This window comes from Enterovirga sp. CN4-39 (assembly GCF_049446235.1).
Classification (GTDB): domain Bacteria; phylum Pseudomonadota; class Alphaproteobacteria; order Rhizobiales; family Beijerinckiaceae; genus Enterovirga.
The window spans coordinates 37659-56528 of the sequence record NZ_JBMSEF010000009.1; the positions used below are offsets into that span (position 1 = coordinate 37659).

Annotated in this window: 17 protein-coding genes; 9 read left to right on the plus strand and 8 right to left on the minus strand. The window is 65.1% G+C overall.

Features of this window, described 5'->3' with window-relative positions:
• Genes ACO2SS_RS15640 through ACO2SS_RS15650 form a run of 3 tightly spaced genes read left to right on the plus strand, consistent with a single transcriptional unit; the run spans position 1 to position 2482 of the window.
• Entirely contained in the window at positions 1-1020 is a 1020-nt protein-coding gene (locus ACO2SS_RS15640; protein ID WP_423278617.1) for a branched-chain amino acid ABC transporter permease, read from the plus strand.
• Positions 1017-1766, plus strand: a complete 750-nt coding sequence (locus ACO2SS_RS15645; RefSeq protein WP_423278618.1) for an ABC transporter ATP-binding protein — start codon at positions 1017-1019, stop codon at positions 1764-1766. The genes ACO2SS_RS15640 and ACO2SS_RS15645 overlap by 4 nt, the downstream gene beginning before the upstream one ends.
• Positions 1763-2482 (plus strand): ABC transporter ATP-binding protein, encoded by a 720-nt coding sequence (locus tag ACO2SS_RS15650; RefSeq protein ID WP_423278619.1) that lies wholly within the window; start codon positions 1763-1765, stop codon positions 2480-2482. Before ACO2SS_RS15645 ends, ACO2SS_RS15650 begins: the two co-directional genes overlap by 4 nt.
• Here ACO2SS_RS15650 and ACO2SS_RS15655 read toward each other — a convergent pair.
• A complete protein-coding gene (locus ACO2SS_RS15655) occupies positions 2479-3279 on the minus strand; it encodes a hypothetical protein (protein ID WP_423278620.1) in 801 nt (266 codons plus the stop codon). The genes ACO2SS_RS15650 and ACO2SS_RS15655 overlap by 4 nt on opposite strands.
• A gap of 307 nt (positions 3280-3586) precedes the next feature.
• On the opposite strand from ACO2SS_RS15655, the gene ACO2SS_RS15660 reads away from it, so the two are divergent.
• The gene (locus tag ACO2SS_RS15660; protein WP_423278621.1) at positions 3587-3847 is read left to right on the plus strand and encodes a hypothetical protein; all 261 of its coding nucleotides are present in this window, start codon (positions 3587-3589) and stop codon (positions 3845-3847) included.
• 106 nt (positions 3848-3953) lie between these two features.
• On the opposite strand, the gene ACO2SS_RS15665 is transcribed toward ACO2SS_RS15660, so the two are convergent.
• The 7 genes from ACO2SS_RS15665 to ACO2SS_RS15695 all read right to left on the minus strand — a co-directional run bounded on the left by ACO2SS_RS15665 (position 3954) and on the right by ACO2SS_RS15695 (position 12222).
• On the minus strand, positions 3954-5294 hold the full coding sequence (locus ACO2SS_RS15665; protein WP_423278622.1) for an O-antigen ligase family protein: 1341 nt from the start codon (positions 5292-5294) through the stop codon (positions 3954-3956).
• 19 nt (positions 5295-5313) lie between these two features.
• Positions 5314-6126, minus strand: a complete 813-nt coding sequence (locus ACO2SS_RS15670) for a glycosyltransferase family 2 protein (RefSeq protein WP_423278623.1) — start codon at positions 6124-6126, stop codon at positions 5314-5316.
• A gap of 12 nt (positions 6127-6138) precedes the next feature.
• The gene (locus ACO2SS_RS15675) at positions 6139-6855 is read right to left on the minus strand and encodes a glycosyltransferase (protein ID WP_423278624.1); all 717 of its coding nucleotides are present in this window, start codon (positions 6853-6855) and stop codon (positions 6139-6141) included.
• Positions 6842-8128: a lipopolysaccharide biosynthesis protein gene (locus ACO2SS_RS15680; protein ID WP_423278625.1), complete on the minus strand. Its 1287-nt coding sequence runs from the start codon at positions 8126-8128 to the stop codon at positions 6842-6844. The genes ACO2SS_RS15675 and ACO2SS_RS15680 overlap by 14 nt, the downstream gene beginning before the upstream one ends.
• A 196-nt stretch (positions 8129-8324) precedes the next feature.
• Positions 8325-9590 carry a glycosyltransferase family 4 protein gene (locus tag ACO2SS_RS15685; protein ID WP_423278626.1) on the minus strand — a complete coding sequence of 422 codons (1266 nt, stop codon included), beginning with the start codon at positions 9588-9590 and terminating at the stop codon, positions 8325-8327.
• On the minus strand, positions 9590-10540 hold the full coding sequence (locus ACO2SS_RS15690; protein ID WP_423278627.1) for an NAD-dependent epimerase/dehydratase family protein: 951 nt from the start codon (positions 10538-10540) through the stop codon (positions 9590-9592). The genes ACO2SS_RS15685 and ACO2SS_RS15690 overlap by 1 nt, the downstream gene beginning before the upstream one ends.
• 197 nt (positions 10541-10737) lie before the next feature.
• Positions 10738-12222 carry a mannose-1-phosphate guanylyltransferase/mannose-6-phosphate isomerase gene (locus ACO2SS_RS15695; protein ID WP_423278628.1) on the minus strand — a complete coding sequence of 495 codons (1485 nt, stop codon included), beginning with the start codon at positions 12220-12222 and terminating at the stop codon, positions 10738-10740.
• A gap of 301 nt (positions 12223-12523) precedes the next feature.
• Between ACO2SS_RS15695 and ACO2SS_RS15700 the strand changes: the two genes are divergently transcribed.
• The 5 genes from ACO2SS_RS15700 (at position 12524) to ACO2SS_RS15720 (ending at position 18759) form a co-directional block, all read left to right on the plus strand.
• Positions 12524-13504 (plus strand): UDP-glucuronic acid decarboxylase family protein, encoded by a 981-nt coding sequence (locus tag ACO2SS_RS15700; RefSeq protein ID WP_423278629.1) that lies wholly within the window; start codon positions 12524-12526, stop codon positions 13502-13504.
• Between the two features lie 148 nt (positions 13505-13652).
• Positions 13653-14651, plus strand: a complete 999-nt coding sequence (locus tag ACO2SS_RS15705; RefSeq protein WP_423278630.1) for an NAD-dependent epimerase/dehydratase family protein — start codon at positions 13653-13655, stop codon at positions 14649-14651.
• A 94-nt stretch (positions 14652-14745) separates the two neighbouring features.
• Complete coding sequence (locus ACO2SS_RS15710) at positions 14746-16203, plus strand: sugar transferase (RefSeq protein WP_423278631.1); 1458 nt, start codon at positions 14746-14748, stop codon at positions 16201-16203.
• Positions 16204-16323: 120 nt separating this feature from the next.
• Entirely contained in the window at positions 16324-16749 is a 426-nt protein-coding gene (locus tag ACO2SS_RS15715; RefSeq protein WP_423278632.1) for a hypothetical protein, read from the plus strand.
• A gap of 171 nt (positions 16750-16920) precedes the next feature.
• A complete protein-coding gene (locus ACO2SS_RS15720; RefSeq protein WP_423278633.1) occupies positions 16921-18759 on the plus strand; it encodes an adenylate/guanylate cyclase domain-containing protein in 1839 nt (612 codons plus the stop codon).
• Positions 18760-18870 lie beyond the last annotated feature (111 nt).

The window sequence follows — 18870 nt, forward strand, 5'->3', positions numbered from 1 at the left end:
ATGCCGCTGTCCGGGACCGTCGAGGGAGGCCTGCAGCACCGCTCCCGCTGGCGCTGGCCCGAAATCGTCTTCTGGCTCGCCGCCTTTGGCTCGCTCTTCCTGGTGAGCGACAAGCACCTTCTCGCCAGCGAGATCGCGATCCTCGCCCTCTTCGCCCTCTCGCTCGACCTCATCCTCGGCTATGCCGGCATCGTCTCGCTCGGCCATGCAGCCTTCTTCGGCCTTGGCGCCTATGTGGCCGGTCTTTTCGCCAAGCATGGGATCTCCGACCCGCTCGCCGGGCTCGGCGCATCGGCCCTCGCGGCAGCGCTCGCGGGATACGTCACGAGCTTCCTGGTCCTGCGGGGGGCGGACCTCACCCGGCTCATGGTGACGCTCGGGGTCGCCTTGGTGTTCGGAGAGATCGCCAACCAGGCATCGTGGCTGACGGGCGGCGCCGATGGGCTCCAGGGCGTGTCGATGGGACCCATCCTCGGCCTGTTTGAGTTCGACATTTTCGGCAGGGTCGCCCACGCCTACACGCTCGCAATCCTCTTTCTTTTGTTTCTGCTCGCGCGCCGGGTCGTGTACTCGCCTTACGGCCTTTCGCTGATGGCGGTCAGGGACAATCCCCTGCGCGCGCGGGCAGTCGGGGTGCCGGCTAACCGGCGCCTCGTGGCCGTCTACACCCTCTCGGCGGGCTATGCCGGCGTTGCCGGGGCGCTCCTCGCACAGACCACCCAGTTCGTCTCGCTCGATGTGCTCGAGTTCCACCGCTCGGCCGACGTTCTGCTCGTGCTCGTCATCGGCGGAGCCGGCTACCTCTATGGAGGGCTCATCGGAGCCGTCGTCTTCAAGCTTCTTCAGGACGCCTTCGCGACCCTCACGCCGCAATACTGGCTGTTCTGGATCGGCCTTATCCTCGTCTGCCTGGTTCTCGTCGGACGCGAGCGGATCAGCGCCGGCCTCGGCCATCTGCTCGGCGGCGGCCTCGGACTGCTCGGCCGCCGGTCCTGGGCTGGGCGGGAGCGAAAGCCATGACGGCCGCGCTTGAAACCATAAGGCTAAGCAAGAGCTTCGGCGGCATCACGGCGACTGATGCCGTGAGCTTCCGCCTCGAGAAAGGGGCGCGTCATGCGCTCATCGGGCCGAATGGTGCCGGCAAGACCACCTTCATCAATCTCTTGACGGGCGTTCTCACCCCGACCGCCGGCTCGGTGCTGCTCGACGGTGCGGAGGTGACGCGGCTGTCGCCCGATGCCCGAGTCCGACGCGGCCTCGCCCGCACTTTCCAGATCAACCAGCTTTTCCCGGGCCTGACTCCGCTCGAGTCGATCGGCCTCGTCGTCTCCGAGCGGCTCGGCGGCGGCTGGCATTGGTGGCGCAACCTCGGCGCGAGCGGCCCGATCATGGCCGAGATCGAGGAGGCGGCGGCGCGTTTTGGCCTGACCGACGTCCTGGAAGAGCGGACCGCCACCCTCCCTTACGGCAAGCAGCGCCTCCTGGAGATTGCTCTGGCTTTTGCGGCGAGGCCGCGCGTGCTGCTGCTTGACGAGCCGGCGGCGGGCGTCCCGGCAGCCGAGCGACAGGAATTGCTGGCCGTGGTGGCTGGGTTGCCGCGGGATGTGTCCGTTCTGCTGATCGAGCACGACATGGACCTCGTCTTCTCCTTTGCGGAACGCATCTCGGTGCTGGTGAATGGCGCTCTCTTCGCGGAGGGTACGGTGGCCCAGGTGTCGTCGGATCCCCGCGTCCGGGCCGTCTATCTCGGGGAGGGCGGCCTTTGAGCGACGACCTCCTGGTTCTCGATGGCCTGCGGGCCGGCTATGGCGAGGCCGTCGTCATCGACGGTATCCAGCTTCGCCTCAAGGGTGGGCGCTCGCTGGCCGTCCTCGGCCGCAACGGCGTCGGCAAGACGACGCTTCTCAACACGATCATTGGCGTGACCCGCCATCGCGGCGGGTCGATCGTGCTTGCGGGCCGCGACATCACCAGGCTCGGCCCCGAAAGGAGGGCGGAGGCCGGGATCGGCTGGGTGCCGCAGGAGCGAAACATCTTCCGCTCGCTCACTGTCGAGGAGAACATGACGGCCGTCGCTCGTCCCGGACCTTGGACGGTCGAGCGCGTCTACCGCCTGTTCCCGCGCCTGAAGGAGCGGCGCTCCAACATGGGCAACCAGCTATCTGGTGGCGAGCAGCAGATGCTGGCGATCGGTCGCGCACTTGTCCTCAATCCGAGGCTCATGCTGCTGGACGAGCCGACCGAGGGTCTCGCGCCCATCATCATCGAGGAATTGCTCGCGGCGTTGCAGAGAATCCTGCGTGAAGAAGGCATGTCGGCCATCATCGTCGAGCAGCACGCCCAGAAGATCCTGCGTGTGACCGACGAGGCCGTCATCCTCGAACGCGGGGCGATCGCGCATCGCGCCAACAGCGCGGCGCTCCTGCAGGATGGGGCGGCGCTGGACCGCTATCTCGGCGTTGCAGGCCGAGCGGGTGCCTAGGGAGAGACGGCCTGCTTTGCCGGCTCCGATAATCCCACATCGAGGATGTAGACTTGGCCGCCGAACCGCGTCGCCGGCGGGTCGAAGCGGAAGAGCCCTCCATTGACCGCAACCGGTTTGTGGTTGTTCGCCTGGGGGCCGCCGGCCGTGGACTGGGCCACCATCACCCTCCCGGTCTCCGGCTGGACGTGGTCGACGGCGGCGATGTGGAGGAAATTCGACCAGATCACGAGATCGCGGTCCCGGATCTCCTCCGGGCTCTTCCGAACCGCCTTCCGGGCCGAGTAGAACCCGGTCTTGATCGATGACGATGCCTCCAGCTTCAGCGCGTGATTCGCTCGTTGAACGAAGTTCCCGACGAAGCCGTTGCAGTCGAGCCCGATGAATGCGTCGCAGAAGGCCTGCAACATCGCTTCCGGGGAGGAATCAGCCTTGAGGATGCGGGCACAGGCCTTGTACGGCTCCGTCTGAGATTTTCCATACGCTTTCAGGAAGTCGTCCTTGTACTTGTAGACGAGCTCAAGGATCGTCGTGATCGTATCGGGAGATCCCTTCCCGACAAATGCGTCCACGTATTTTTTCGCCCCGCCCGCCTCGGCGACGATCTTCCACTTGCTCACACCCAGGAAAGCGTCCTTGATCATCTCCTCTTTGACGGTCCCACCGAAGGCCGGATTGCGGCACTTGTAGCTGTTGACGCAAATCCTGATCTTTCCCGAACCGGGAATATCCGGCTGCAGGTTCCAGTAGTCGATCAGGACGCCGAGAGGAAAAATCTTGTCGGAAGGAGCAACCATCGCGTGGCCCTCCCAAATCGAGAACGTAGCCGTCCACGTTCAATCGCTAGCTACAAAATTACAAACCGGCCGCGGGGGCAAATCTCAGGATCATAAAGGCAAATCGTCCTAAGGGTACGTTCGATTGTAGATGTATTGTCGCTAGCGTCGTGCGATTCTTCGGGCCTGGAGGTCCGCCTTGATTCATCCGTCCGGGAGAGCGAGCGCTCCCCCGCCGAAAACTCGGCCGCTTGCTCGGCGCTCGCCTGACGAAAAGTCTGGAACAGGCAGGCGGCAATCTGCTTTCATCCTGAAAAGGGAGGAAAACATGAGAGAGCTACCCGCCGACACAGCGGAAGCCATGCAGGTGCTCGCGGAAGAAGTGAAGCGCCTCACGGGTAAGGTCGCCGCGCTCGAGGCCTATGTGGCCTCCCTCCATGGGACGGTGACGCGCGATCCCGCGTCGCTGAGGCGCTTCGCGGAAATCTGCAGCAAGGAAAAGCCTGCTGCGGGTTCGGCCGAATACGACTGGGCCTGCACGACTCTCAATACGCTGCTGAACAATCGCTGGTCGGATCCGGGGCGCTAAGCCGAGGAACTCGGCCAGCTCTCCCGCCCTCTCGGCCGGGAGAGACAACCGGAGGCGTGGAAACCGTCCTGCGCGATGGAGCGCCAGCGTCTGCCTGCGGTCGCCTTCAGGCCGCCAAGAGCCTGTCCCTGGCGGCGAAGATCATCATGGCGCCGACGCCCAGGCCGAAGATCGACCAGAACCAGATGCCCAGCATGGGGCCTTCCAGCGCCACATCGAATGACGAATTGATGATGATTCCCGCCCCGTAGCACAGGATCCAGATGAATATCCCGCTCCACTGGTGAAGCCCTTCCAGCTTTGCCCGGAGGGCGGCGAGCGCAAGGAGGCCGAACCAGGCCAAGCCGGTCGCGCTCCACAGAAAGAGCCCGGGCACGCCTGTGCGGCTGAGAATCGTCATATGTGCGTTATGTGGACTTCTCAGCGCAGAAGGACCCGCCTCGAGCGTGAACCCGTCCGCCTCAGCGAGGTTCACGCCGAAGCCCTTTCCCGTCCAGAAGTAATCGCCGCCGAACGTGTAATCGCGGATGCTTTGCCACCATCGCAGCCGCCAGAGCTTCGTGCCGTCGAGGTTCGAGGCCTCGCTGCGGCCCACGATGCTCTCCACGTTCTCCACCATCTGCACGGGGCCGACGCTGCGCCCCCCCGGTGTCTCGATTTCGAAATCGGCGGCATAGGCCGCAAGAAGGATCAGGAGGCCTATCCCCAGCCCGGGAAGCACCCGTCCCAACTGCCCAGAGAGAATGACGCCGAGTATGAGCGGCAGAAGGCAGGTCAGCATGGCGGCGCGGCTCGGGACGACCATGACGACGCTGACCAGGAAGAGGAACCACCACATCCGGGTCGACTTCCCAAGGCCGACCACCATGAACACTCCAGCTCCCGCGAGGTGCACGGCTGCCTCGCCCGCGCGGACCTGCGGAAGCTGGAACGCTCCCGACGAGCCCAGGAAGCCGGGGTTGGTGGCGTGGTAGATCAGGCCGCCGAAGATCCCGTAGAACCAGGCAAACCGCGCGTAGGATTGCAGCACGCGGCCGAGCCTCGCGGGCTTCTCGATAAGCAATGCCGTGACGATCAGGGCAAAGAGGCCGTACATCACGACCATGCTGTCTCGGGGGGCATTGAGCCCGTAGGCGCCGACGAAAGGCGCCGTGCGGGCCAATACCCAGGTCATAAGGCAGAGAAGCAGGAGATTGGGCAACCCGGCCCAGATCGCTACGAGGCAGCCTGACCGAAGCAGAGCGAGGAGGCCGAGCGCGAGAACGACCTCGCCGATGAAGAGCGGCGCGATGCCCAGATATGCGAAACCCTTCCCCAATGTTGCGTAGCCGACCAGGGCAAAGAACAGGAGGCCGACATAGCGGTCGTGGAGATCGGGCCGGTCTGGCGAGATCGGCCGCGGTGCAGGGCCGGCAATCGCCGCGAATGGAGCCCCCGCCACACCCATGGCGCGGGCGCTCGCCCGCTCAAAAATAGGCCTTCTCCTGCAACCCGAGCCGATGCTGGGCGGCCCCGGTGAACTTGGCCATCATCCAGCGTGGATTGCGGCCGTTCATCCAGGCCCGCAGGACGAACCGCCAGAACGCGCGCTCGGTCTCAGACCGCGGTCCGAACGCCTCCCGCACGGAGCGATTTTCGGCCCTCGTGCGGGCGAAATGGATGGCGCTGTTGTTCTCGCCGGTCCGCCGGAAGCATGTAAGCGGTTGCGGCAGCCGCTCGTAGGGGCTGCGCGCGAGGGCCCGCGCGAAAAGGTCGTAATCACCGGAATCCCGGAAGCGCTTGTCGAAGCCGCCGAGCTCTTCGAAGAAGTCGCGCGCGATGTACGTCGACATGTGCATGATCGGGTTCCAGCCGAGACACACATGCATCCGGGTCGTCATCCACGCGGGAGGTGCGGCGAGTTCCCCGAGCGACAGGCCCTTTTCGTCGATCCAGCGGATGCCCCCGACGATCCAGCGCCGCCCGCGCTTGCGCCGAGCCTCCGTCACCGCCTGCAGCGCTCCATCGAGCATCACGTCGTCGGCGCCGAGAAACCCGAGAAGGTCGCCCTTGGAGTCGAAAGAGCCCTTGTTGATAGCATCGAAGATGCCGTCGTCGCGCCCCTGGCGTATTCGCAGCCCATAGGACTGGGCGAGTTCGACCGTCCCATCGGTGCTGCCGCCGTCGACGATAACGTGGTCGACCTCGTAGCCTTGCCCATGGTTCCGTTTCACGGACTCGATGCATTGGCGAAGATAGCCGACGCCATTGAGGGTCGGGGTGACAACGGTCACGATCACCTTGGCGTCTCCTCAGGCAGCGCGGACCTTCATTGGAAGGGGAAGGTCGAGGGCAGGGCAATTGCGATTCGGGGCTAGGCTCTCGGCCGGCCTGGCGCCGGCCGAGAAGCGCGGGACGCCCCAGTTGGGCGATAGCCGGCTGCGGGATGCGATCCCGCGGAGCATGTCTCGTTCGGCGGGTGAGGAGACGAAGACCAACTCCGCTCCCTCGAAAAACGACTTCCAGAGGAGCCGGCGGGCAAGGCCAGGGCCAAGCTGCCCGGGCATCCGGGATTTCCCGATCGCCTCGGCATAGGCGCCGTGCGTCGTGACCAGATAGGGAGTGCCGCGTCGCCGCAGCCTCCGGCCGAGTTGCAGGAAGACGAACTCGCTGCCGCCGTGAAGGTGAAAGAGGGTGCCTGGGCGGTAGGAGTCGAGGACGGCCATGATCTCCGGATTGAGCGAGCCCATCCGCCCCGTCCGCTGATCAATTTCAGCGGGAAGGAACTGGGTGGGCAATTCGCAGATGTCGGAGGCCGGATGCTGGCCGGCGCGGAGCACGACCAATTCAACCTCGGCTTCGACATCGGCCTCCGCCTGGGCGAGAGCGAGCGCGGTCGCGCGGCCCGCCTGCGCCCTCCTGTCCTGGGCATCGATCAGTACATGCCGGATGTGCAGCTTGTGAGTGGCGGGATACGTCGCCCCATGCCCCGAACTCGCGAAAGGGCGAGCGTCGCTAGCGAGCGTCATGCGCCATCATCCTCGAGAGCAGGAGGCAAGCCGTGATCAGCCGGACAGCGCTGGTGGCCGCCACCACCCAGCAGGCGCCGGTGGCGCCCCACAGCCAGATCATCGGGAACGCGAGCATTCCGGCTGCGGCCGCGCCGGCGGCGTTTGTCAGGAAAGCCGTGCGCGGCTGGTCGATCCCGTGGAAGAACGCGCAGATCAGTTCGGTCGTGTAGGTCAGGAAAGCGCCGACGACCAGGATGCGTACCCCGCTGCTGAACGCGGCGTAGGGTGAGTTCCCCCCGTACACGAGCTGCAGGAGTTGCTCCGGGAAAGCGAAGGCCACACCGTAAGTGAGCGCGATCAGCGGCAGGCCAACCAAGCCGTAGGAAGCCGAGGCCCTCAGCGCGCGTCCTATCCCGTGATGCCGCTCCCGCGCCGCCGTCTGAGGGACGACATTGCACAGACCCGTGACGATCGGGTTGGTCACCGCCACGAGATTCGACGCCGCCTGCAACATGCCGGTCGCGGCGGGACCGTGAAGAAAGGCGAGCGTCCAGGGCGAGACCATGAGTCGGACGAACGAGAGGGCGTTGCTAAGCAGCGACCATCGCCCGGTCGCCCAAAATGCACGTGCGTCCCCGAGGAGCTCCGAAATGCTGCCGCGCTTCAGCTCGAGCCGTGCAAAATGCGCCGCGCTGCCGATCAGGAACGTCGCCGATCCCCAGATCAGGACAGCCCGGAGCGTTAGATCGCCGAGGCCGAAGAGGCCCAATGCGACGATCGCCTGGCCCGGGTAGCCGATAAGGTCACCGGGCAGGGCATCCCAGAACCTGAAATCCGTGAGCAGGTTGCGCCTCGCGGCTTCGTGGACCTGCCAGCTCAGGAAGTAACAGAGCGCAGGCCCGATGAGGTCCGTTCGCCCGGTCGAGAGCAGACCTGCCGCGAGTATGGCCGCGAGAGGCAGGCAAAGAAGGCCGGCGATGACGAGGCTTGTCCAGGTGTATCGGCTTCGGCGTTCCTCGCTCGCCATGCTCCTGAATATGGAAAGAGGATGGAAGACAAGCGAGGCAAGCGCCATCTGGAGCATCAGCATGCCCCCGACAAGAAGCGCGTAGGTCCCGTAGTCGGCCGGCACGAAGCGGCGTGCCAGGAGGACGCTGAGCGCGAACGAGCCGATGCTGACGACGGCCTGATCCGAAAGCGTCCAGAATGCACGCAGAACCTGCGGCGGCACGACGGGGACCCACCGCGGAAATCCGCGCTGCGCCTCCTCGATCCGCTCGATCCCGCTCATCGAGCGGCAGCCTGCGCGAGGCTTGGCCGGACCGTCCGAGGCGACACCCCACGTCGGTCGTACGCGCCCGCCGCTAGGGGCACGGACGGAATCGGCAACAAAGCTAGGGGGAGCACGGGCTCCATAGCTCCGAACCTCGGGCCGGCAACTGGAGCAAATGAACCGCCAGTTCCGCCACGACGCGCCAACCCGACCTTCATCCCAACGTATCCTGCTGGAGGGGGAGCAATCGGGACCGAGATCTCGCCGGTACGCGGACCTCCCGGCGGAGCACGCGCTCGTAGCCGGCCAGCGCTTGCTGCGCAGCAATTGGCCAGGTGAAATGCGCCTCAACGCGCCCCCGGGCATGCCGGCCCATTTCGGCGAGCCTGTCGGGCGAGCGAGCAAGTCTCTCGATCTCGGCAGCCAGGGCGGCCGGGTCCCCGGGTGGCACCAGCACGCCGCTCTCGCCATCGAGCTGGAAGGGGATGCCACCGACGCGCGACGCCAGCACCGGCTTGCCGTGGGCCATGGCCTCCAGCACGACCAGAGGCAGCGTGTCTGCAAGCGTGGGAAACACGAACAGGTCGGAGCGCCGGAGCAGCGCCGAAACCTCCTCATCCTCCAGCCGGCCCGTGACGATGATCTCCTGGCCGGGCTCGCAGGCCTTTTTCGCCCCGTCGTAGTCGATGCCGCCGCGCTGCTCGCCCCCAAGGATCAGCCGGTAAGGCGAGCGCACGCCCCGGAACGCTTCGAGCAGGACCGGAAGTCCCTTGTTCGGGGTGTGGTTGGCGAGGAACATGAAGGTGGGAACGTCGTCTTCACCGCGGGGCGGGATGGCGTAGCGATGAAGGGCGGCCTCGTCGGTCGCGCTCGCGTTTTCGGGCGGAAGATCGACCCCGTTCGTGACGATCGAGATCTCGCCCTCGAAGCCCATCCGACGAACGATCGCCACATCGGCCGGCGAGAGCGCGAAAACGCCGTCCGCGTTGGCCGTCACCCGCCGTACCGGGTCCGAGACCAGCGTTCGCCATGCCAGCCGTCGCGCCACCGAGAAGCGGTGGATAGCCTCGCCATTGGCGATCTCGTTGTAGCCGTGGGTCGAGATCACGTAGGGGATACCCCGCTGCCGGCAGGCATTGCCGACCCGTTCCATCTCCAGCCCCGGCATCGGGTTGTGGATGTGGACGAGATCGAAGCTCTCCCGACGTACGATCTCCGGGATGTCGGAGCTGTAGAAGGGTGTGCCGTAGCCCTGCGGGATGCGGGACCATGGAAGGAGGAGCGGCAGTCTCGAACGGATCTCAAGCCGCTCGACGGACCCGATACCCTTGATCCGGCGGTCGACGGCCTTGCCGTTCATCATGCTTGCGACGGTGACGTCGCAGTGGCGCGAGAGCTCTGCGCTCAGCCTTTCGCCCGCCCGCACGGCGCCGCTCGCGCTCATGTGCGGAGGAATGACGATCGCGGCGAGAACGCGCATCACCGATATCTCGCCAACAGGGCGTCGGACAGGTCCGGATTGCTCCAGAGATCGGCGAGCGCGTCCTCGATCGTGTGGTTCGGGCTCCAGCCGAACAATCGGCGGATCAGGCTGTTATCGGCAGCCAGGAACGGCCGGTCCACGGGCCGGACACGGCTCTCGTCCCGCTCGAGAACGAAGTGTACCCCGGCGATACGGCGGAGCTTCCGCAGGACCGAGGCCACGGAATAGCTCCGCGACGTCCCGAGATTGACGATCACGGTCTCTCCCGGGGAGACGGCGCTGCTGAGCGCCGTGGCTGCAAAGCCTCGCGCGGCATCGGCGACGTGCACATAGTCGCGCTTGGGCCAGATGTTGCCGAGCTTGATCGTCGCCCGGCCGCATTTCAGCTGAGCCACGATCTCCGGCACGAGATGGGGATTCGTCTCCCCCGGCCCGATCACATTGAACAGGCGAACGACGACCGCCTCGAGCCGGCGATCGCGTGCGATGTGTCGGACGTAATCCTCCGCCTGGAGCTTCGTGAAGCCGTAGATGTCGCTCGGCTTCAACTCGGAGGATTCGGCGTGCGGCTCGGCAGCGGGGGCATAGACCGCGCCGCTGCTGGCGAAGACGAACCGGCAGCCGGGCTCGGTTGCGAGAAGAAGGTTCGTCGTTCCAACGACGTTCGTCGCAATCGCGCCTGCCGGGTCGGCCTCGCATTCGGGAATATAATGTATGGCGGCCAGGTGGACGACGACCTCCGGCCGGAACGACTTGACGACTCTGTCGACCGCCGTCCGGTCGGTTATGTCCGCCACCTCGAACCGGAGCCGCTTCAGGTCGTGCTCGGTGAACCGGACCCGCCCGTACCGCAAGTTGTCGAGGACGCAGACTTCGTGGCCAGGAGCGAGGAGGGTTGCGAGCTCCCGTCCGACATAGCCGTTTCCGCCGGAAATGAGAACGCGCATTTCTTTCTCCGGGCAAGTTCGCGGGGGTAGCTGGAAGATGAGGCCTCCGAATGTCCAAGCTCAATGATCGCTTGGCGGAAGTGGAGGCCTCATAATTCTCAGTGTCTACACAGTTGACTAGAGCGATCTTGCCATCTGTTGGGCCCCCGTAGAACGTCAATTACGGGTTACTCTGGGGAGCCGGATCCGCTGGAGGATTACGAGCCGGCCGCGCCGACGTCGCGGCGCGCTTCCTCGCCGAGGTGGGATGGGGCTTCCGAACGCGGGACGGCCTCGCGGTTGTAGATGTCCTCGAGCCTGACGATATCGTCTTCCCCGAGGTAGGAGCCGGACTGGACTTCGATGAGCACGACCGGCGTGTTGCCGAAGTTCTCCAGCCGGTGGACGGCTCCGAGCGGTATGTGGGCGTGCTCGTTGGCGCCGAGGATGCTTACTTCCTCTCCCACCGTCACGTGGGCCTGGCCGCTCACAACAACCCAGTGCTCGGCTCTGAAGCGGTGCTTCTGAAGCGACAGGCGGCCGCCCGGATGGACTACGATGCGCTTGACCTGGTAGCGCTCGCCGCGATCGAGAGCCTCATACCAGCCCCAAGGACGATGAACCCGGGCGTGGGCACTCGCCTCCGTTCTGCCCTTGGACTTGAGCAGTTGGACGACCTGCTTGACCTCGGCGCTCCGGTTGCGGTCGGCGATCAGGATTGCGTCCTCGTCCGCCACGACCACGAGATCGTGCACGCCGAGGAGCGATGTGACCTGGCGGTTTGTCCAGACGAAGCATCCGCTCGCATCCACGAGCGCCACCTCGCCGCGCGGCACGTTGCCGGCATCGTCTTGGTCCGACAGAGACCACAACGCGTCCCAACTGCCGATGTCGGACCATCCGCAGGAGACCGGCACGACGGCCGCGCGGTCGGTGTGCTCCATGACGGCGTAGTCGATGGAGGTTCCCTCGGCGCGACTGAATTCGTCGGCCGCTAGGACACGGGCCCCTGCGATCGTTTGGCTCCGGGCGACGGCGGCGCGTACGGCCGACAGCGACGACGGCACGAGCCGCTCGCACTCCCCGAGCAGCGTCTCCGCGCAGAATAGGAAGTTTCCGGAATTCCAGAGGCCGCCCTGGGCGATCAGCCTGGCGGCCGTGTCCGGATCAGGCTTCTCGCTGAAGCGGCGGACCTTCGCGGCCTTGCCCGATGCGGCCGGGCCAGGCTCGATATAGCCGAACTCGGTTGCTGCACGGGTCGGGTTCACGCCGAACGTCACGATCCAGCCGTCGCAGGCAGCCTGAAGGCCGTCGCGCACAGCGCTGTTGAAGGCCACGGCGTCGGACACGTGGTGGTCGGCCGCGAGCACCAGGACGGGCGTCTTGGCGTCGTCCTGCGAGAGGGCGAGGGTGCCCGCCATGATGGCCGGCGCTGAGTCCCGCTTGATCGGCTCGAGGAGGAGGTCCGCGACCGCGTCGATCTCGCTGAGCTGCCGCTCGATGATGAAACGATAGGCCTCGTTGGCGATGATCAGCGGCGTGCCGGCCCAATCGGCATCCTGGGTGCGCAGCAAGGTTTGCTGGAAGCTTGACCGATTACCAAGGAGCGGGAGGAACTGCTTCGGCATCGTCTCACGCGACGCTGGCCAGAGCCGTGTTCCAGCCCCGCCGCACATGATCAGCGGCCTGATCCGCTTCTGCATTCTCGCCTCCTGACGCCCTGATGACGCTGGGGCCAGCCCAGATGCGGCCCGCTGGAACGTTACGGCGAGCGAGCGGCAGGTGAGGCGTGCAACGACGGCAAGCTTGGCGGCCATTTCGGGGTACTTGCGCCGGCGGCCTTGGATCCTGTGATCCCTGCACGACGCGGGCGCTCTGCGACCCGCAAGCCAGAATGGGAAGTACCTCTTTCAGAATAGACGTGGGTCGATACCAATCCGCATGCGCGATTGCGGCGGGTCCATTGAAGGCGCCTGCTATGCACGCGCAATCAAGGATCAAGCGATGAAAAGGATACTCGTGACGGGCGGGGCCGGCTTCATAGGCTCACATCTCTGTGCAAGGCTGGTCACCGAGGGTCACGACGTTCTTTGCGTCGACAACTACTACACTGGGAGCCGGGCCAACCTTGATAACGTGACGGATGTTCGCCGCCTCGAGCTGATGCGCCATGATGTCACGTTCCCGCTCTACGTGGAGGTCGACGAGATCTACAATCTCGCCTGCCCGGCCTCGCCGATCCATTATCAGCGCGACCCAGTCCAGACGACGAAGACGAGCATCCTCGGCGCCATCAACATGCTGGGGCTCGCAAAGCGGCTGCGCTGCCCCATCCTGCAGAGTTCGACCAGCGAAGTTTATGGAGACCCCGAGGTCCATCCTCAGGTCGAGGAGTACTGGGGGCGAGTGAACGTCGTCGGTCCGAGGGCCTGCTACGACGAAGGGAAGCGCTGCGCCGAGACGCTCTTCTTCGACTACTACCGTCAGCACAAGCTGCCGATCCGCGTCGCCCGCATCTTCAATACCTACGGGCCCAACATGCACCCGGAAGACGGCCGCGTGGTGTCGAACTTCATCATGCAGGCGCTTCGGAACGAGCCGATCACGATCTATGGGGAGGGCCAGCAGACCCGTTCCTTCTGCTATGTCGATGACTTGGTCGAAGGTCTCGTGCGCCTGATGAACGTCGGCGGAGACCTGTCGACGCCCGTGAACCTCGGAAATCCGGCCGAGATCACGATCCTGGAACTCGCCGAGAAGGTCATCGAACTTACGGGCTCGCGTTCCGAACTGGTGCGGCGTCCGCTACCGGTCGACGACCCCAGGCAGCGTTGCCCCGAAATCTCGAAGGCACGAGACCTTCTGCACTGGGCCCCGAAGGTCCCGCTCGAGGCAGGGCTCGCGCGGACCATCGCGTATTTCGAGGCGCTGCTCTCCTCCTCGAAGGATCCCGTGGCTCGGCTACGAACGGCCGCTCACGCTTAGGCGTCTGCTGGCGGGGACGGTACCTGGGGCGTTGGCTCGCGGCATCGTTTGGTAAGATTATGTCGCGTGCTCCAGGAATTACTCCTTACGCGCAATATCAAAAGTACTGACTTCGTTAGATATTGCTGAAGCTCAGAGGAGATCAGGGATGTCGCGGAAGTTTGCTCTTGTCACGGGTGCCGGCGGATTTATTGGGCATCATCTGGTCAAATACCTAATGGCAAAAGGCTATCGCGTGCGTGGTGCCGACATCAAGGCTCCATCTTTCGAGGCTTCGCCTGCCGATGAATTCGCCCTCTGCGACCTTCGTGAAATGGATAACTGCGAGGGGGTCGTGGAAGGGGTGGACGAGGTCTACCACCTCGCGGCCGACATGGGCGGCATCGGTTACATCAGCGGCTCGCACGCGACGATCTCGATCAACAACACCCTGATCAACGCGCATATGCTCCAAGCCGCGCGGGCGAGCGGGGTGCAGCGGTTCCTGTTCTCCTCTTCGGCCTGCGTCTATCCGATGTATCTGCAGGACAAGCCCGACGTCGTGCCTCTCCGGGAGGAGGATGCGTTTCCCGCCCAGCCGGAGGAGGGATACGGCCTCGAGAAGCTCTTCATGGAGAAGCTCTGCGAGTACTTCGATGCCGATTATGGCTTCAAGACGCGCTCGGTCCGGTTCCACAACGTCTACGGCCCGCTCGGCACCTACGACGGAGGGCGTGAGAAAGCGCCGGCCGCGATCTGCCGCAAGATAGCCATGGCGGCGAGCGGCGACATGGTTGAGATCTGGGGCGACGGCCAGCAGACGCGTTCGTTCATGTACGTCGACGACTGCGTGGAAGGCATCTACCGGATCATGCAGTCCGACCATGCGGCGCCGCTAAATCTCGGCACGGACGAACTCGTCTCGATCGACCAGTTGGTGGACATCGTGGCCGAGATCGCCGGGAAGCGGATCATCAAGGTTCACGATACCTCGCGGCCGCAGGGTGTGCGCGGCCGGAACAGCGACAACACGAGGCTGCGGGAGGTGCTCGGCTGGGAGCCGAAGACGCTCGTCAAGGAAGGGCTGGTTCCGACCTACGAGTGGATCGAGCAGCAGGTCGGCCTGGTCGAGCACAGGATGCCGCTGCCAACGATGGCGGCCGAATAACCGCCCGCCTGGCCTGCCCGTCACCGCGTAGTCTCGTGTGGCGCTTTCATGCGCCGGGGGTGCAGCAATGGACGCAAGCTCACCCGGACTTGACGTGCCCCAAGGAAGCAGCCGGTCCGTCGCGATCCGCCAGGTCGCGGCGGCGGAGGCCGGCGGGCGCTCCCGGGAGGTACCGCGCAGCCTCAAGCGGCTGGCCTGCGTCGGTACGCTCGGCGCAGCCGATTTAGTCATCGTCCACCTGGCCCAAGCCTTCGCGGCAATCGCTCTTCCCGCTCCGGCGGAATTGGTCGCGATAATCCCATCCGCCTTCTTCAGCGTCTTCGCCTTCCTGGCGGCGGGGCTGTACACAGAGTGGGGGATGGGGCCGGTCGAACGACTGCGCGCCAGAGGAATTGGCGTTGCGTTGTTCAGCTTCGCGGCCCTGCTCGTGCTTGGCGCTGGCGAGAGGGTTCTGACCGACGTCGTCGTAGGCCAGGTGGTGCTCGCGGGCATCCTGATCGTGCCGCTCGGGTTCTATGCGAGCGAGGCCGTGCGGGCGCTGCTGGTTCGGGCGGGCTTCTGGGGCGTCCCCACCGCGCTGATCGGGACGGGGCCCCACAGCATCGCGTTGGCGCACGCTCTCCTTGCCAGGCCCGAATACGGCCTCGACATCGTCGGATTCATCGACACCGACTCGGAATGGGACGAGCGTCGAAACCCCGATCTGCCGCTTCCGGTGATCGGCCGCAGCAGCGAGGCGGATCGCCTGAGCCGGCGCATCAGGGTGGTGCTCGTCGCGGCGCGGGACCCGCACGCGTCCTCTGACCTGCTCAGACTTCCCTTCGCGCATGTCGTGTTGGCGCATTGGGCGGCGAACGGCCCGACCTCCTGCCTGAAGCTGCGCTCGCTCTGCGACGGATTCGGCTTCGACGTGCCCCGCGGCATCTTCAGGCGGCGAAACCTTCTCGTGAAGCGATGCCTCGATTGCTCTTTCGGGATCCCGCTTCTCATCATTGCGTCCCCCGTGATGTTGCTCATCGCGCTCGCGATCAAGCTCGCCTCGCCCGGGCCGGTGTTCTTCCGGCAGGCGCGTACGGGAATGGACGGGAAGGTGATCGAGGTCCTCAAGTTCCGGACGATGTACGTGGATGCGGATGCCCGGCTGAAGGCTCATCTGGCGAGCAACGCCGCCGCTCGCGCGCAGTGGGATGCCTTCTTCAAGCTCCAGGATGACCCGCGCGTGATCCCGCGGATCGGCCGCCTGCTGCGCAAGTACAGCCTCGACGAGCTGCCTCAACTCATCAATGTTGTGCTCGGCCACATCAGCCTTGTCGGGCCGCGTCCTTTCCCAGCCTATCATATGCAGGGCTTCGACGAGGATTTCCGGCGGCTGCGAGCCAGCGTTCCACCCGGGCTGACGGGCTTCTGGCAGATCTCGGCCAGGAGCAACGGCGACCTCGCGGTGCAGAAGGCGCAGGATACGTATTACATTCAGAACTGGTCCGTGTGGCTGGACTTCTACATCCTCCTCCGCACCCCCATCACGGTAGCGGCAGCTCGGGGTGCCTGCTGAGGCGTGCCCGCGTGGCCGGCAGGGTCCGGCGAGGGAATCCCTGCCCTCGGCGTCTCTTGAGGTAGCCCGGAAGGGCAGATTGCGGATTCGCCTGGAAGCGAAGAGCCTGGGTTGCCTAATTTGGGGCGCGCGACCCAGCGTCTTGCGATCGCGGCTCAGAAGAGCAGACGGATCCACGAAGGCCGGCATCCGAAACCATCGCTGCTCCGCTTTCAGGGCAATGAAGCCGAGGGCGACGTGATGCTGGATGGATGGGAGGGAGGGTCGGCTGGGCCTCGGATGGATGCCGAGAGCCACGCCTTGGTCAGACGGGCGCGGGCTCGCCTGCTTGGTCACTTCGACCAGAAGGCACTCGAACTTGAGGACCGGGCACAACGCCTTCGTCATCTCCTCGAAGCCCTTGAAGATGTGAAGGATCGCGCGGACGCGGTCGCCATGATCGCGCAACTCACCGCTCTCGCCGAATTGAACCGGTCAAAGGCGTCACGCCTGCGCGCGATTTCTGCCGATCAGAGCCAAGTTGATCCGCATCTCTCCAGGAACTAAAAGCTCTCGTGAAGGCTGTTCATACGGATCGATCCGCCTGAAACCGTACGCTGTTCGGAGTTGCTCGGTGGCTCCCGCCGCAATGTATTTCCGATGATGGCGATCGGTCCGTAGTGCGGCGTGGCGGCGGCGGTCGAGGATCCCCGCCCCGCGCCTCGAAGGCAGGGCCACATGCAGAATGCCGGTTCGGTCCCGAGATCGGCGACTTCGCCGGACCGCGCGCCATCGCATCGGAGACGTCTTGCTGCGATCCTGTTCGCGGACGTGGCGGGCTATTCGCGGCTCATGGCCGGGAACGAGATCGGAACGCTCAGCGCGCTTCGGGATCATCGCTCATTGTTCGAAACCGTAGCGGCGGCATGCGGCGGACGGGTGGTCAACACGGCCGGCGATAGCATCCTCGCCGAATTCTCCAGCGTCATCGCGGCGATTGCCTGCGCGCTGCGATTCCAGGCTTTGTCAGGCTCTGCCGCGGGCGGCCCCGCCACCTCTGACGGTGGGGTCCGGTTCCGGGTCGGTGTCCATGTGGGCGATGTCGTGCGCGAGGCCGAGCAGATCTACGGCGATGCCGTCAACATCGCCGCGCGGCTCCAAGCTTTGGCGGAGCCCGGCGGTATCTGCGTTTCGCGAGCCGTCCGCGATCAGGTCAGGGACAAGCTTGACGTCTCCTTTCACGATGCCGGGGAGCAGAGCGTAAAGAACATCACCCGGCCGGTGCGGGTGTTCCATGTCCTGCCCGGCGAGATCGGCCGGGCCGCGGGGACAATTTCCGATCAGCTCCTTGCTGGACTCGGTTCGGACCACAGCCCTACGGCGGGCAGAAAGCCACGGGTCGCGGTTCTTCCCTTCGCGTGCGAAAGCGGCACGCCGGACTATGCCTATTTCAGCTACGGCCTCACCGAGGACGTGATCCGCCTGCTCGGGCGATCACGATGGCTCGACGTCCTCACGCGCCACTCGACGCAGCCATTCCAGGGCAGCCGGCTGAGCGTGCGGGAAATCGGGGATGCCCTGAACGCCCGCTACCTCGTCGAGGGCTCGTTCAGCAAGCGCGGCGACCACGTCCGGATCGCGGTCGAGCTCATCGAGACACAGTCGGAGCGGCAGCTCTGGTCCGAAGTCTACGCCTTCGATCTGGACGATATCTTCGACATTCACGAGGAGATGGCGCGGCAGATCGCAGCCACGATCGAGCCGGAACTCGGAAGCGTCGAGCAGGAGGTTGCCGCCCGCAAGCATCCCGGAAACCTGGATGCCTGGGACTGCTACCAACGTGGGTTCTGGCACCTGTGGTTCTTCACGGGGGAGGGCTTCTCGACGGCCGAGGCGCTGTTCCGGAAAGCGATCGGGATCGATCCCGCACTGGCGCGGGCGCAGGCCGCGCTCTCCTACGTCCAGCTCCAGGAATGCTTCTACGCGGAGCCGCCCGAACGTCCTCGCCTGCTCGCTTCTGCGCTCGAATCCGCCGAGGCGGCGGTGCGGCTGGATGAGCGCGATTCCGTTTGCCACTGCGTTCTTGGACGCGCGCTCTGCCTTTCCGGTCGATACGGCGAGGCCATAGCCGCGCTCGAGAAGACGATCGAACTCAATCCGAGCTTCGCACAGGGCTACTTTGCCCTCGCCTTCGCGTGCGTCTTCTGCCGCCGGGAAGAGGAGGCGATCGCCCTCGTCGAGCGCGCTCTGGACCTCAGCCCGCGCGATCCGCATCGGTGGACCTTCTACCACGTCCGCTCGATGGCGCATTTCGCGCTGGACGAGCTCGGGCAGGCCGAGTTCTTCTCCCGCAAAGCAATTGCGCAGTCTAATGCGACGTACTTTCCGTACACTGCCCTTCTGTCGCTCCTCGGCCTTCAAGCCAGAGTTGAGGAGGCAGCGCAGGCAAGGGATCTGCTCCTGAAGAAGAAGCCAGGCTACAGCCTCTCGCTGATGCGAGCAGATTTCGCCTACTGCGCCAACGAAGAATTTCGTTCGCGGTTTGAAGAGGGGCTAAGGCGGGCAGGGGTAGAATAGTACAGGTTATGACAGACCGTGCGCCGCAGGGCGGGGGGCGTGTGGACGCATGGTGTCGCAGACATGATTAGCCTCTCTCCGGCGAAGGGTTTTGCCGAGCTTAGCCTTTTC

What these genes read in the sequence shown, in the direction of transcription:
- ACO2SS_RS15640 (WP_423278617.1), top strand. Translation starts at nt 1, where the DNA reads ATGCCGCTGTCCGGGACCGTCGAGGGAGGCCTGCAGCACCGCTCCCGC.
- ACO2SS_RS15645 (WP_423278618.1), top strand. Translation starts at nt 1,017, where the DNA reads ATGACGGCCGCGCTTGAAACCATAAGGCTAAGCAAGAGCTTCGGCGGC.
- ACO2SS_RS15655 (WP_423278620.1), bottom strand. Translation starts at nt 3,279, where the DNA reads ATGGTTGCTCCTTCCGACAAGATTTTTCCTCTCGGCGTCCTGATCGAC.
- ACO2SS_RS15660 (WP_423278621.1), top strand. Translation starts at nt 3,587, where the DNA reads ATGAGAGAGCTACCCGCCGACACAGCGGAAGCCATGCAGGTGCTCGCG.
- ACO2SS_RS15665 (WP_423278622.1), bottom strand. Translation starts at nt 5,294, where the DNA reads ATGGGTGTGGCGGGGGCTCCATTCGCGGCGATTGCCGGCCCTGCACCG.
- ACO2SS_RS15675 (WP_423278624.1), bottom strand. Translation starts at nt 6,855, where the DNA reads ATGACGCTCGCTAGCGACGCTCGCCCTTTCGCGAGTTCGGGGCATGGG.
- ACO2SS_RS15680 (WP_423278625.1), bottom strand. Translation starts at nt 8,128, where the DNA reads ATGAGCGGGATCGAGCGGATCGAGGAGGCGCAGCGCGGATTTCCGCGG.
- ACO2SS_RS15685 (WP_423278626.1), bottom strand. Translation starts at nt 9,590, where the DNA reads ATGCGCGTTCTCGCCGCGATCGTCATTCCTCCGCACATGAGCGCGAGC.
- ACO2SS_RS15690 (WP_423278627.1), bottom strand. Translation starts at nt 10,540, where the DNA reads ATGCGCGTTCTCATTTCCGGCGGAAACGGCTATGTCGGACGGGAGCTC.
- ACO2SS_RS15695 (WP_423278628.1), bottom strand. Translation starts at nt 12,222, where the DNA reads ATGCAGAAGCGGATCAGGCCGCTGATCATGTGCGGCGGGGCTGGAACA.
- ACO2SS_RS15700 (WP_423278629.1), top strand. Translation starts at nt 12,524, where the DNA reads ATGAAAAGGATACTCGTGACGGGCGGGGCCGGCTTCATAGGCTCACAT.
- ACO2SS_RS15705 (WP_423278630.1), top strand. Translation starts at nt 13,653, where the DNA reads ATGTCGCGGAAGTTTGCTCTTGTCACGGGTGCCGGCGGATTTATTGGG.
- ACO2SS_RS15720 (WP_423278633.1), top strand. Translation starts at nt 16,921, where the DNA reads ATGCAGAATGCCGGTTCGGTCCCGAGATCGGCGACTTCGCCGGACCGC.